Raw genomic sequence first — 12246 nt, forward strand, 5'->3', positions numbered from 1 at the left:
GGTTCGCCGCAAGGCCGGGGGCCGGCTGGCCCGGCCGTTACGCTCGGTCACTGGGGTTTGCGGACCAGGGAGACGACCTCCATCAGCACTTCCAGCTCCACCGGCTTGACGAAATGGCGGTCGAAGCCGGCATCGCGCGACTTCTGCCGGTCCTCGGCCTGGCCCCAGCCGCTCACCGCGACCAGCAGCATCTCCTCGCCGCCGGGCGCCTGGCGGATGCGCTTGGCCACCTCGTGGCCGTTCAGCTGCGGCAGGCCGATGTCCAGGATCACCACGTGCGGACGGAACGACGCCGCGGTGTCCACCGCCGTCAGGCCGTCGTGCACCGTGCGCGTCTCGTAGCCGAGGATGCCCAGGAACTGCGCCATCGTCTCCGCGCCGTCCACGTTGTCGTCCACCACCAGCACCCGCACGCCCTTGTCGCCCGCGGCCTGCAGCTTGTGGGCTTCGATGCCGGGCTCCGCCGGCGGCAGCCTTTCCGATACCGGCAGCCGCACCGTGAACGTCGAGCCCAGGCCCGGACCCTTGCTGTCGGCCTCGACCGTGCCGCCGTGCATCTCGACCAGCTGCCGCACCAGTGCGAGGCCGATGCCCAGCCCGCCTTGCGAGCGGTCGCTGGAGCGGTCGACCTGCGTGAACAGCTCGAACACGCGCGGCAGCAGCGGCACGGGGATGCCGACGCCGGAGTCTTCCACCGAGATGACGGCCAGGCCGTCCTGCCGCTGCGCCGTGACCTGGATGCGGCCGCCATCGGGCGTGTACTTGGCCGCGTTGTTCAGGAGGTTGGCGATGATCTGGCACAGGCGCGTGACATCGGCGTCGACGAACAGGGTGCCCGCGGGCGGCAGCACCAGGGTCAGTTCGTGCTTGCCAGCCTGGATCATCGGCAGGCTGGTCTCCAGCGCCTCCTGCACCGCCTCCACCACGTCGGCCAGCTCGATGCGCAGTTCCACCTTGCCCTGGCTGATGCGGCTCACGTCCAGCAGGTCGTCCACCAGGTGCACGAGCTGCGCGAGCTGCCTTTCGATGATGGTGCGCGCCGATTCCTTCACCTGCGCTTCCGGCGAGAGCGCCATGATGTGCAGGGCGTTGCGGATCGGCGCCAGCGGGTTGCGCAGCTCGTGGGCCAGCGTGGCCAGGAATTCGTCCTTGCGGCGGTCCGCGTCCTTCAACGCCGTCGCCGTCTGCGCCAGCGCGCGCTCGGCGAGCACGCGTTCGGTGATGTCGCGGATCACGTACAGGCAGCCCATGTCCGCGCCGCCGCCGTCGCGCAGCGCGGAGATCGTCGTTTCCACGTGGGTATCGCCGCTATCGACGTTCCGGTGCACCAGGTTGCCGCGCCAGACACCGTGCACGCGCAGGGCCTCGAAGGCGGCGGCGCGCTCGGCCTCGCCCCCCGGCCAGATTTCGGTGAACACCTCGCCCTTCAGGCGTCCCAGGGTCGTCGACGCGTCCTTGGCATAGTGCTTCTCGGCGGCGGGGTTCATGAAGACCAGGTGGTCGTCGGCATCGAAGGCCAGCACCGCGTCCTTCATCTGCGCCAGCACGTCCTGCCGCAGGCGGTTGGCGGCGGCGTTCGAGGAGTCCAGCGTGTAGATGTCGCTGCCCACCACGAGGGCGTCGACGTCGCCCTGCCGGATGGCCGTGAGCGTCTCGTCCGCCTCGGCGAGGCGGATGCGCAGCTCCTGCATTTCTTCGCGCAAAAGGGCCAGGTCGCCCTGGCCGCCCAGGGCCGGTTCGCGGCTCATGGCTCGCGCCTCAGGTTCAGGCCGTCGAGCAGGCGCTCGGGGTTGGACATGTCGCCGATGAAGCGGCGCACCGGCAGCGGCCACACGCGCAGCAGCGTCGGCGCAGCGATCACTTCGTCGATCGAGGCGCGCTCGACGTGGTCGGCGATGCTCAGGATTTCCAGCTCGTAGCGGCCGGCGAGGTGCGTTTCGCAGAAGGCTCGTGTGTTGACGACGGCGCGCGCCGACAAGGGCGCGGCGGCGCTCACCCACAGCCGCAGCTTGCAGGTGGCGGCCTCGCCCCTGGCCCGCTTGCCGCCCTCGCCCTTGCGCGCGCTCATGCCTTGCTGGACGCGAGCGGCAGCACGTTCAGGCCGACCAGCACGCGCTCCTTGTTCGAGAGGTCGCCGATGATCTTGCGGATCGGCGGCGGGAACTTGCGGACCAGGGTGGGCACCGCCAGGATCTGGTCGCCGGCGGCGAGTTTCGGGTTGACCAGCAGGTCGATCACCTCGATGCTGTAGCGGCCCGCCAGGTGGGTCTCGCAGACGGCCTTCAGGTTCTGCAACGCCGCTTCCGACTTGGCCGTCTTGCCGGCGATGTACAGGCGCAGCTGCCACTCGGCGACGCCCGGCGCGGCCTTCTTGCGCGGCGTGGCGGCGGTGCTCATCGCGCGGTCCTCCGCGGTTTCGCTCCGTTGCCGCGCGCGGCCTTCTGCCGGCCGACGGCCGCGGCGATCTCGCGGGCCCGCGCGGCGACGCCTTCGGCCTCGAACTTCTCGCGGGCGATGGCGAATTCGACTTCGCCGGCCCGCTCGTCCGCCTCGGCGTTCAGCGCGGCGATCTGCGCATCGAGCGCGCGCCGCCGGTTGGCCAGGTCGCGCAGGCGCCGTTCGTGGTCGGTGCCGCGCAGCTGGCTCGCCGCGAGCTCCTGCGCCTCCTGCGCGATGCGCGCGGTGCCGGTGAGCACGCGGTCGCCGAGCAGGTAGACGTCGATCAGGTCCACGCCGTGGTCGCTGAAGACGAATTCGCGCACCTGGTTCGAGTGGTGCATGCCGCGCGACTTCAACACCTGCAAGGTGCGGGTGCGCTCGCCGTTGTAGGCCAGGTTGGTGAGCAGCAGCCAGGTGTCCATCAGCGAAGACACGCCCACTTCGGAAGCGGCCACCGCGCTCGCCGAGTCGGCGGTGAGGCTGGTGAACATCGCGGTCACGCCCGTCTGCTTCAGGAAGTCGATCAGGCGCATCAGCGTGAGCTTGAGCCCGACGTCGTCGTGCTGGTTGCTCAGGTTGCTGATCGGGTCGACGACGACCACCGAAGGCTTGAAGTCGCGCACCAGGTCGTACATCAGCACCAGGTGCTGCTCCAGCCCGTGCAGCGTGGGTCGCGAGGCGTGGATCTGCAGCAGGCCCTCCTTCACCCAGGGCGCGAGGTCCAGGCCGATGGAGCGCATGTTGCGCAGCAGCTGGCTTTCGGATTCCTCGTACGCGAACAGCAGCGCGCGTTCGCCACGCCGGCAGGCGGCGTCGACGAAGCTGGCGGCGACGCTGCTCTTACCGGTGCCCGGCGCACCGGACACCAGGATGCTGCTGCCCTTGAACACGCCCTTGCCGCCGAACATGTCGTCCAGGCCGGGAATGCCCGTGCCCAGGCGCTTGTCCGTGACCTTGTGGTCCAGCCGCAGCGAGGTGATGGGCAGCACCGACACGCCGTTGGTGCCGATCAGGAACGGGTATTCGTTGGTGCCGTGCGAGGAGCCGCGGTACTTGACGATGCGCAGGCGCCGGGTGGACACCTGGTCGACGATGCGGTGGTCCAGCAGGATGACGCAGTCCGCCACGTACTCCTCGAGGCCGTAGCGCGTGAGGGTGCCGTCGCCGCGTTCGCCGGTGATGATGGCGGTGACGCCCTTCTCCTTGAGCCAATGGAACAGGCGGCGCAGTTCGGCGCGCAGGATCGCCTGGTTGGGCAGGCCGGCAAACAGGGCCTCGATGGTGTCGAGCACCACCCGCTTGGCGCCGATCGAGTCGATCGCATAGCCCAGCCGGATGAACAGGCCTTCCAAGTCGTACTCGCCGGTTTCCTGGATCTCGCTGCGCTCCACCCGCACGTAGTCGAGCACGACCTTGCGCTGGCGCTGCAGCTTGTCGAGGTCGAAGCCGAGGGAGCGCATGTTGTCGGCCAGCTCCTGGGAGGTCTCCTCGAAGGTCATGATGACGCCGGGCTCGTCGAACTCGACGGCGCCGCGCACGATGAATTCGGCCGCCAGCATGGTCTTGCCGCAGCCGGCGGCGCCGCAGACGAGCGTCGGGCGGCCTTGGGGCAGGCCACCTTCGGTGATCTCGTCCAGCCCGTTGATGCCGGTCGGCGTCTTCTTCAGTTGCGGCGGGGGCGGCGCGTTCTTCGGCGGTCTTTTCTGGGCCATCGCGGGACGAGAAAGTTCTCCAGTCACTCTAACTCAACCGGTTGCGGTTGGGGACGAGGCAGGCCGGGCTGGACAGCTTGCGCCGGATGCTTGCGCGGAAGAATGGCGCATCCCGATGAGGCAGTGCGCCAGACAATGCCTCATCCTTCGTCCGGACGGATTCCACGGCGGCGTCGGATTTCCTACCCGAGAGCCTTTGTAAACGGGGGGTTGCGCGAAGGTGCCCGGCGGCACAATGGGCCATGGGAGAAATGGCCATGAACCGCTTGCCGCGCCGCCACCTGCTGGCCCTGTCGTTCGCCGCGTTGCTGGCCGGCTGCGCGGCCCCACCGCCTTCCGCCACCGTGCAGGTGTTCACGCCGCCGGCGCTGGTGGCGAGCGGCGCCACCTACCGGCACGAACACCTGCCTTCGCAGGCCGGCCGGCCCGAACAGGCCGTGCTGGAAGGCGCCGTGGATGCGGTGCTCGCGCGGTCCGGCCTGCGGCGCGACGACACGACCCCGCGCCTGGCCGTGCAGGCCACGGTCAGCCAGGATGCGGTGGCCTATGCGCCGGTGGCGGGGCCGTCCTGGATGAGCGTGGGCCTGGGCGGCGGCGGCTGGAGTGGCGGCGGCGTGGGGGTGGGCTTCAGCTTTCCCATCGGCGGCACCGCGCAAGCCTATCCATCGCTGCGCGTCGACGTGGTCATGCGCGACCTGGCGAACGGGCAGGTCGTGTTCCAGTCGCAGGCCATGAGCAATTCCGGAGCGAACCCGGGGATGCTGCTGGAAGCGGCGCTGCGCGGATTCCCGAACATGGCGCCGGGCATCCAGGTGGTCCCGCTGGCCTTGCCGGCGCGCTACTGAATCAGGCCACGCGCCAGATCACGTCGCCCACGTCGTCGGCGACCAGCAGCGACTTCCCGTCCGCCCCGATCGCGACGCCCACCGGCCGGCCGTAGGACTCGCGTTCGTCCGGGCTGAGGAAGCCGCTGAGGATGTCGCGTGGCGGCGCGCCCGTCGGACGCCCGTTGGCGAACGGCACCAAGATGACCCGGTAGCCGCTCAGCGTGCTGCGGTTCCACGAGCCGTGCTGGCCGATCACCATGCCGTCCTCGTCGAAGCCGGTGAGCGTGCCGCGCGGCATCCAGCACAGGCCGAGCGATGCGGTGTGGCCGCCCAGCGCGTAGTCGGGCGTGATCGCCGAAGCGACCCGCGCCGTGTCCTGCGGCTGCACGCGGTCGTCCACCGTCTGCCCCCAGTAGCAGTACGGCCAGCCGTAGAAGCCGCCCTCGCGCACCGAGGTCAGGTAGTCGGGCGGCGTCTCGTCGCCGAGGCCGTCGCGCTCGTTGACGACCGTCCACAACGTGTTGCCGTGCGGCTCCCACGCCATGCCCACGGGGTTGCGCAGGCCTTCGGCGAAGGGCCGGCTGGCGCCGGTTTCCAGGTCCAGTTCGACGATGCAGGCACGCCCTGCTTCGACCTCGAAGCCGAGGTCGCCGATGTTCGTGAGCGATCCCACCCCGGCGTAGAGGCGGCGCCCGTCGTTGCTGGCGAGCAGGCTGCGCGTCCAGTGGCCACCGGGCTTGAAGCGCACCAGCGGCCGGCCTGCTGCGGTGATGCGCGTGGCGCCCGTTTCATAGGGAAAGGCGAGCACGCCGTCGGTGTTGCCGACGTAGAAGGTGTCGCCGACCAGCGCCATGCCGAAGGGCTGCGTCAGGTTCTCCAGCAGCGTGTGGCGGATCTCCGCGGTGCCGTCGCCGTCGGCGTCCCGCAGCAGCGTGATGCGGTTCGCGCTCTCGCCCATCGCGGCTGCGCGCTGCAGGGTCGCGACCATGGCCCGGTCGAACAGGGACTTGGGCTTGCGCGCCATGGCGACCGCCTCGGCCACGGTGACGTCGCCATTGGGCAGGACCTGGATCCAGCGCGGATGCTTCAGGCCGGTGGCGAATGCGTTCGCCGCCAGGCCCGGCGCGGCGACGGGCACGTGGCCCGGCGCCCAGCCGCGCGCGGTCGGCATCTTGAGTGTGGGCACCGCACCCTGCGGGCGCGCCGTCGGGATCTGCGGGGCGCCGCCAATGGCGGGGACCGGCGTGGCCCCCTGGGTGACCCGCCGCCATGCCAATGCCGCCTGCCCCACCACTGCCACGCCGCGCGCCAACAGGCTTGTCCTTCCGCTCATTCCCGTGCCTCCTTGAAGAGGGCGTAGGTTAGCGGAAACGTGGCGGCCTCTCCGGCACGCTGCGGCAGAATCGGCGCGATGACCTTCCGCCTCCGCCGCCGCGAGCTGTTCGCGCTCGCTTCCGCCGCCATCGTCCTGCCCGCGCGTGCGCAGTCAGGCGTGCTGCGCATCATCGTTCCGTTCACGCCCGGCGGCAGCAGCGACATCCTCGCGCGCGCCATCGCGCCGGGGCTGTCGGCCGCGATCGGCCAGCCCATCGTGGTGGACAACAAGCCGGGCGCGGGCGGCTCGATCGCGGCCGCCGAAGCGGCGAAGGCCGCGCCCGACGGCAACACGCTGTTCATGGGCCATCTCGGCACGCTGGCCGTGAACCCGTGGCTCTACCCCAAGGCGGGCTACGACCCGCTCACGAGTTTCGCCACCGTGGGCCAGGTCGCCACCGTGCCGAACGTGCTGGTCGTGTCGGCGGGCTCGCCGGTGCGCACGCTGAAGGACTTCGTCGAGCTCGCGCGCCGCAAGCCGGGCAGCCTGACGTATTCATCGGGCGGCAACGGCAGCGCGGCGCACATGGCTTTCGAGGCGCTCAAGCTGCGCACGAAGATCACCACCGTGCACATCCCGTACCGCGGCACGGTGCCCGCGGTGACCGACCTGCTCGGCGGCCAGGTGGACACGACCTTCACCGGCGTCACCGTGCTGCTGCCGCACATCAAGAGCGGCCGCCTGCGCGCGCTGGCGGTGTCGAGCGCGCAGCGCATTCCCAGCCTGCCCGACGTGCCGACGGTGGCCGAGAGCGGCTATCCGGGCTTCGAGGCGGACCAGTGGTACGGCCTGGTGGCGCCCGCCAACACGCCGCCCGCACGCGTCCAGAAGCTGAATGCGGAGTTGAACAAGGTGCTGGCGTCGCCGGCGGTGGCGCAGCAGCTGGCCGGCGAGGGCGCGATCGCTGCGCCGCGCACGCCGGAGGCCTTCCGCGAACTGATCGCGCGCGAGCTGCCGCGCTGGGGTGCCGTCGTGAAGGCGGCGAACATGACGGCCAGTTGAGCGCGCCCCGGGGACCCAGCCCGGCACGACTGTTACCCCGCCTTCGGTACTTCCGCCTTGATTTCCGGCCATCCGCGGCTAGGGTCAGGCACTGGAGGTGAACCATGGCCAACCTGCGTCCCGATCCGACTTTCCACCCGTCCCCGCGGCTCGCGATGGAGGCGGAACCGGAACACCTGGCCTACACCGCCCTGCTGTCGCCCGACCGCTCCCGCCCCGACGCGCTGGCGGTGATCGACCTGGATCCGGGTTCCAAGACCTATGCCTCGGTGCTCAAGCGCGTGGACCTGCCGAACACCGGCGACGAACTGCACCACTTCGGCTGGAACGCCTGCAGCTCGGCGCTGTCGCCGCTGACCGGCCACGCCTTCCTGCAGCGCCGCTACCTGATCGTGCCGGGCATGCGCAGCTCGCGCCTCTACATCTACGACACGCAGCCCGACCCGGCGGCGCCCAAGCTCATCAAGACCATCGAGCCCGACGAGATCCTGCGCAAGACCGGCTACTCGCGGCCCCACACCGTGCACTGCGGTCCGGAAGGCATCTACGTCAGCACGCTGGGCGGCGCCGGACCGGACGGCACGCAAGGCCCGCCGGGCGTGTTCATCGTCGACTGCCAGACCTTCGACGTGCTGGGCCGCTGGGAGATCGACCGCGGTCCGCAGAAGCTGCATTACGACTTCTGGTGGAACCTGCCGCGCGACTACATGGTGTCCAGCGAATGGGCGCTGCCGCCGCAGTTCGAGAACGGCATCGTGCCCGACGACCTGCTGTCCAACAAGTACGGCCACCAGCTGCACTTCTGGAACCTGCGTGACCGCAAGCACGTGCAGACCATCGACCTCGGCGCCAACCACCAGATGGCGCTGGAGATCCGCCCGGCGCACGACCCGACGCGCGAGTACGGCTTCGTCGGCGTCGTGGTGGACACCACCAACCTCGAGGCGTCGATCTGGACCTGGTACCGCGAGAACGGCAAGTTCCATGCGCGCAAGACGGCGACCATTCCGCCCGAGCCGGCGTCCGTCGACAAGCTGCCGGTGCTGCTCAAGGGCTTCGGCGCCGTGCCGCCGCTGGTGAGCGACATCGACCTGTCGCTCGACGACCGCTTCCTCTACGTGGCCTGCTGGGGCACCGGTGAGCTGCGGCAATACGACGTGAGCGACCCGATGAAGCCCCAGCTCGCCGGCAGCGTGCGCATCGGCGGCATCGCCAACCATGCGCCGCATCCGACCGGGCGGCCCTTCGGCGGCGGCCCGCAGATGACCGAGATCAGCCGCGACGGCAAGCGCGTGTATTTCACCAACTCGCTGTACAGCACCTGGGACGCGCAGTTCTACCCGGATGGCATCCCCGGTGCGCAGGTGATGTGCAAGGTGGGCGCCAACGGCGGCATGGAGCTCGATCGCGAGTTCTTCGTCGACTTCGGCCGCGATTACGGGGCGCACCAGATCCGCCTGCAGGGCGGCGACTGCTCCACCGATTCCTTCTGCTATCCCTCGGCTTGAGCGCCGCAGCGGCGCTCTGGCTGACGGTCGTCGGCATCGGGCTCTACCACGGGCTCAATCCGGCGATGGGATGGCCGCTGGCCGTGGCCAACGGCATGGGCGAGCACCGCCCGCGCGCGCTGTTCGCCACCCTGTTGCCGCTGGGCGGCGGCCACCTTGCGGCGATGGCGGTGGCGCTGCTGCCCTTTGCCTGGCTGGCTCTGTATGTCGAATGGGCGCGGCCCATCCGCCTGGGCGCCGGTGCGCTGGTGCTCCTGTTCGGTGTGTTCCTGCTCGTGCAGCGGCGCCATCCGCGCGCGCTGGCGCGGGTGCCGCCAAGCCGGCTGGCGTGGTGGTCCTTCCTGGCGGCCACCGCGCATGGGGCGGGGATGATGCTGGTGCCCTTCATGCTGAAGCTCTGTGAAGAGACGCAGGAGCAGGGCGCCCACGGCGCGCTGATGGCGGCGCTGGCCCGCTCCAGCCTGGTGATGGCGCTGGCGGTGGCCGCGGTGCACACGCTGGCGATGATGACGGCCGGACTCGCCATGGCCTGGCTGGTGTATCGCTACCTGGGGCTGCGCTTCCTGCGCAGCGCCTGGTTCAACCTGGACGCGGCGTGGGCGCTGAGCATGGTCGCGGCCGGCCTCGCCGGCGTGGCCACGGCCTGGTGAGGCGGCTAGCCCAGCGTGGCCTTGAAGAACGCGATCGTCCTGTCCCACGCGAGCTTTGCCGCAGCCGCGTCGTACCGCGGCGTCGTGTCGTTGTTGAAGCCGTGCTGGGTGCCTGCGTACTGGTGCATCGTGTGCTTCACGCCGGCGGCCTTCAAGGCTGCTTCGTAGGCGGGCCAGGCCGCATTGATGCGCTCGTCGGTGCCCGCCAGCTGCACCAGCAACGGCGCCTTCACTTTCGCCGCTTCCTCCGGCGCCGGCGTGTTGCCGTAGAAGGGCACGCCCGCATTCAGGTCCGGCAGCCGGGTGGCGAGCCAGTGCACCATGCCGCCGCCGTAGCAGAAGCCCACCGCGCCCATCTTGCCGTTGCCGTCGGCGCGCGCGCGCAGCCAGGCCACCGAGGCCAGGAAGTCCTCGCGCGTCTTGGACTGGTCCAGTTTGGCGAAGGCTTCGCGGGCCTTGTCCTCGTCGCCGGGGTAGCCGCCCAGCGGGGTCAGCGCGTCCGGGGCGAAGGCCATGAAGCCGTCGAGCGCGAGCCGGCGCGTGATGTCCTCGATGTGCGGGTTGAGGCCGCGGTTCTCGTGGATCACCAGCACCGCCGGCAGCTTGTTGGCGCCGGCCGCGGCCGGCCGTGCGAGATAGCCCTTGATGCTGCCGTAGCCGGCGGGCGAGTTCACGGTCACCCATTCGGTCTTCAGGCGCGCGTCGTCGGGCTTGACCTGCTGGCCCAGCGCGAAGTCGGGGCTCAGCGCGGCCAGCAGGCCGGCGGCCGTCATGCCCGCCTTGGCGAAGCGCTGCGCGCCCGCGAGGAAGCCGCGCCGGTCGATCCCGCCGTGCACGTACGCATCAAAAAGGATCAACAGTTCCTGGTCGAAATCCTGGGCGGTCAGGCGCGGCGGCATGCGGTCTCCTTCGTTGGATCGCCGGAATATAGCGGCGCCGCGCGAACCGTGCACGCGCGCGGCAGGCTAGAGTGGAGACCATGACCCGCGACCCCCTCGACCTGCAGGACTGGCTGGCCGCCTTGCTGGAAGCGCGCGCCGTGCCGGGCGCCGCGCTCGCCCTCGTGCGTGGCGGCGCCGTCGAAGTGATTGCAGCCGGCGTCCGTGACATCGAAAGCGGCGAGCGCGTCACCGCCGACACGGTGTTCGACGCCGCCTCCCTCAGCAAGCCGATGGTGGCCTATGCGGTGCTGCAGCTGGCCGACGCCGGCCTGCTGGACTTGGACCAGCCGCTGGCACAGCTCGTCTCCGCCCCCGTCCCCGACGATGCGCGCTCGCTGGGCATCACCTTCCGCCACGTGCTCACGCACACCGGCGGCCTGCAGAACCTGCGGGCCCGCGGCGAGGCGCCGCGCCTGTACTTCACACCCGGCACGCGCTACAGCTACTCCAGCCTCGGCTTCATGCACATGCAGAAGGCCATCGAGGCGCGCACCGGCGAGCCGCTGGAGCTCACGCTGCGGCGCCTCGTCTTCGTCCCGCTGGGCATGCGCCAGTCGAGCTTCGAATGGCAGGACGCTTTCGCAGGCCGGTTCGCCAGCCCCCACCAGGGCGGAGCGCGGCTGTCCAAGCACAAGCCCGCGGCGGCCAGCGCGTCGTATTCCTTGCAGACGACGGCGGGCGACTACGGGCGCTTCGTTGCCGCTGTGCTGCAGGGTGCGTGGCTCAAGCAATCGACTTGGCGCGAGTGGTTCAAGCCGGTGGTGCCGGTGCCGCGCGGCGCGGCGGTCGATCTGGAAGAGGCGCCCTCGCCGACCGAGGACGACCTGGCGTGGGGCCTGGGCTGGGGACTGGAAGCGGGCGGCAGCTTCTTCCAGTGGGGCAAGATGGATGGCGTGCGTGCCTTCGCGCTGGGCAACGTGGCGCAACAGGCGGGGCTGGCGCTCTTCACCAACGGCAACACCGGCCTGCGGCTGATGGACGACGTGGCGGGCCTGGTGCTGCCCGGCGCGCATCCGGCCTGCGGCTGGCTTGCCGCCTGCGTGACCGAAACGGACTAGTGCAGTTCGGTCGGCTCGATTTCCGGGCAGGCCAGTTCGCGTCCCACCATCGCCCGCGCGTACAGGTAGTTGTTGCGGGCCTGGTCACTCAGCGTGTCCAGGTCGACCTGGCCGGCGCAGTCGCAGGGAAAGGCATAGCCGCGGCCGCTGTCGAACAGGGAGCGGAAGCGCAGCTGGTAGGGGCGGGAAGTGGAGTGAAGCACGGCGGGACCTCCTCGGTTCTTGCTTCCTCCTTCAACGGCGAATGGCGGGCGGGGGCCTACCTCATCCTGCAAAGCGCGCGTGAAGACTGTGACCGACAATGGCAGGCACCATGCCCAAGATCACGCCTGAACAGTTCAACGAGCGCAGCGCCGGCTGCCTGCCCGGCCACCTGGGCATCGTCATCACGGCCGTCACCGACCGGCAGGTGCACGCCGAGCTGCCGGTGCGTCCGTATGCCATGGCACCGAACGGCTTCCTGCACGCGGGCACGCTGGTGACGCTGGCCGACACCTCCTGCGGCGCCGGCTGCATCGCGCTGCTGCCGGATGGCGCCAACGGCTTCACGACGATAGAACTGAAGTCCAACCACCTCGGCACGGCGCGCGACGGCACGATCGAGTGCGTGGCGACTGTGGCCCATCAGGGCAAGTCGACCCAGGTGTGGGATGCGGTGGTGACGCACCGCGAAACGGGCCGCACGCTGGCCCTGTTCCGCTGCACGCAGATGGTGCTCTACACGAAGTGAAGCT

General features: G+C 70.2%; 13 protein-coding genes. 6 read left to right on the forward strand and 7 right to left on the reverse strand.

Annotated features, from left to right (window positions below):
- Positions 1-47: 47 nt before the first annotated feature.
- Genes LZ009_RS05915 through kaiC form a run of 4 tightly spaced genes read right to left on the reverse strand, consistent with a single transcriptional unit; the run spans position 48 to position 4151 of the window.
- Complete coding sequence (locus LZ009_RS05915; RefSeq protein ID WP_275696938.1) at positions 48-1748, reverse strand: hybrid sensor histidine kinase/response regulator; 1701 nt, start codon at positions 1746-1748, stop codon at positions 48-50.
- Positions 1745-2068, reverse strand: a complete 324-nt coding sequence (locus LZ009_RS05920; RefSeq protein WP_275696939.1) for a circadian clock KaiB family protein — start codon at positions 2066-2068, stop codon at positions 1745-1747. The genes LZ009_RS05915 and LZ009_RS05920 overlap by 4 nt, the downstream gene beginning before the upstream one ends.
- Positions 2065-2397: a circadian clock KaiB family protein gene (locus tag LZ009_RS05925; RefSeq protein ID WP_275696940.1), complete on the reverse strand. Its 333-nt coding sequence runs from the start codon at positions 2395-2397 to the stop codon at positions 2065-2067. The genes LZ009_RS05920 and LZ009_RS05925 overlap by 4 nt, the downstream gene beginning before the upstream one ends.
- A complete protein-coding gene (gene kaiC, locus LZ009_RS05930; RefSeq protein ID WP_275696941.1) occupies positions 2394-4151 on the reverse strand; it encodes a circadian clock protein KaiC in 1758 nt (585 codons plus the stop codon). The genes LZ009_RS05925 and kaiC overlap by 4 nt, the downstream gene beginning before the upstream one ends.
- 257 nt (positions 4152-4408) lie before the next feature.
- Between kaiC and LZ009_RS05935 the strand changes: the two genes are divergently transcribed.
- Positions 4409-4996 (forward strand): DUF4136 domain-containing protein, encoded by a 588-nt coding sequence (locus LZ009_RS05935; RefSeq protein ID WP_275696942.1) that lies wholly within the window; start codon positions 4409-4411, stop codon positions 4994-4996.
- Position 4997: 1 nt separating this feature from the next.
- On the opposite strand, the gene LZ009_RS05940 is transcribed toward LZ009_RS05935, so the two are convergent.
- Positions 4998-6311: a PQQ-dependent sugar dehydrogenase gene (locus LZ009_RS05940; RefSeq protein WP_275696943.1), complete on the reverse strand. Its 1314-nt coding sequence runs from the start codon at positions 6309-6311 to the stop codon at positions 4998-5000.
- A gap of 78 nt (positions 6312-6389) precedes the next feature.
- On the opposite strand from LZ009_RS05940, the gene LZ009_RS05945 reads away from it, so the two are divergent.
- The 3 genes from LZ009_RS05945 (at position 6390) to LZ009_RS05955 (ending at position 9513) form a co-directional block, all read left to right on the forward strand.
- Positions 6390-7355, forward strand: coding sequence for a Bug family tripartite tricarboxylate transporter substrate binding protein (locus LZ009_RS05945; protein ID WP_275696944.1), 966 nt, complete (start codon positions 6390-6392; stop codon positions 7353-7355).
- 104 nt (positions 7356-7459) lie between these two features.
- Entirely contained in the window at positions 7460-8863 is a 1404-nt protein-coding gene (locus tag LZ009_RS05950; protein WP_275696945.1) for a selenium-binding protein SBP56-related protein, read from the forward strand.
- Positions 8860-9513, forward strand: a complete 654-nt coding sequence (locus LZ009_RS05955; protein ID WP_275696946.1) for a hypothetical protein — start codon at positions 8860-8862, stop codon at positions 9511-9513. Before LZ009_RS05950 ends, LZ009_RS05955 begins: the two co-directional genes overlap by 4 nt.
- Positions 9514-9518: 5 nt before the next feature.
- On the opposite strand, the gene LZ009_RS05960 is transcribed toward LZ009_RS05955, so the two are convergent.
- On the reverse strand, positions 9519-10412 hold the full coding sequence (locus LZ009_RS05960; protein ID WP_275696947.1) for a dienelactone hydrolase family protein: 894 nt from the start codon (positions 10410-10412) through the stop codon (positions 9519-9521).
- Positions 10413-10492: 80 nt separating this feature from the next.
- On the opposite strand from LZ009_RS05960, the gene LZ009_RS05965 reads away from it, so the two are divergent.
- The gene (locus LZ009_RS05965; protein WP_275696948.1) at positions 10493-11512 is read left to right on the forward strand and encodes a serine hydrolase domain-containing protein; all 1020 of its coding nucleotides are present in this window, start codon (positions 10493-10495) and stop codon (positions 11510-11512) included.
- Here the strand turns inward: LZ009_RS05965 and LZ009_RS05970 are convergent.
- Positions 11509-11715, reverse strand: a complete 207-nt coding sequence (locus tag LZ009_RS05970; RefSeq protein ID WP_275696949.1) for a hypothetical protein — start codon at positions 11713-11715, stop codon at positions 11509-11511. The two genes, LZ009_RS05965 and LZ009_RS05970, sit on opposite strands and share 4 nt — an antisense overlap.
- Before the next feature lie 110 nt (positions 11716-11825).
- Here LZ009_RS05970 and LZ009_RS05975 point away from each other — a divergent pair, with 110 nt between their 5' ends.
- Entirely contained in the window at positions 11826-12242 is a 417-nt protein-coding gene (locus tag LZ009_RS05975; protein ID WP_275696950.1) for a PaaI family thioesterase, read from the forward strand.
- Positions 12243-12246: the final 4 nt, after the last annotated feature.

It is taken from the genome of Ramlibacter paludis (assembly GCF_022012305.1).
GTDB lineage: Bacteria > Pseudomonadota > Gammaproteobacteria > Burkholderiales > Burkholderiaceae_C > Ramlibacter > Ramlibacter paludis.

What these genes read in the sequence shown, in the direction of transcription:
- LZ009_RS05915 (WP_275696938.1), bottom strand. Translation starts at nt 1,748, where the DNA reads ATGAGCCGCGAACCGGCCCTGGGCGGCCAGGGCGACCTGGCCCTTTTG.
- LZ009_RS05920 (WP_275696939.1), bottom strand. Translation starts at nt 2,068, where the DNA reads ATGAGCGCGCGCAAGGGCGAGGGCGGCAAGCGGGCCAGGGGCGAGGCC.
- LZ009_RS05925 (WP_275696940.1), bottom strand. Translation starts at nt 2,397, where the DNA reads ATGAGCACCGCCGCCACGCCGCGCAAGAAGGCCGCGCCGGGCGTCGCC.
- kaiC (WP_275696941.1), bottom strand. Translation starts at nt 4,151, where the DNA reads ATGGCCCAGAAAAGACCGCCGAAGAACGCGCCGCCCCCGCCGCAACTG.
- LZ009_RS05935 (WP_275696942.1), top strand. Translation starts at nt 4,409, where the DNA reads ATGAACCGCTTGCCGCGCCGCCACCTGCTGGCCCTGTCGTTCGCCGCG.
- LZ009_RS05940 (WP_275696943.1), bottom strand. Translation starts at nt 6,311, where the DNA reads ATGAGCGGAAGGACAAGCCTGTTGGCGCGCGGCGTGGCAGTGGTGGGG.
- LZ009_RS05945 (WP_275696944.1), top strand. Translation starts at nt 6,390, where the DNA reads ATGACCTTCCGCCTCCGCCGCCGCGAGCTGTTCGCGCTCGCTTCCGCC.
- LZ009_RS05950 (WP_275696945.1), top strand. Translation starts at nt 7,460, where the DNA reads ATGGCCAACCTGCGTCCCGATCCGACTTTCCACCCGTCCCCGCGGCTC.
- LZ009_RS05960 (WP_275696947.1), bottom strand. Translation starts at nt 10,412, where the DNA reads ATGCCGCCGCGCCTGACCGCCCAGGATTTCGACCAGGAACTGTTGATC.
- LZ009_RS05965 (WP_275696948.1), top strand. Translation starts at nt 10,493, where the DNA reads ATGACCCGCGACCCCCTCGACCTGCAGGACTGGCTGGCCGCCTTGCTG.
- LZ009_RS05975 (WP_275696950.1), top strand. Translation starts at nt 11,826, where the DNA reads ATGCCCAAGATCACGCCTGAACAGTTCAACGAGCGCAGCGCCGGCTGC.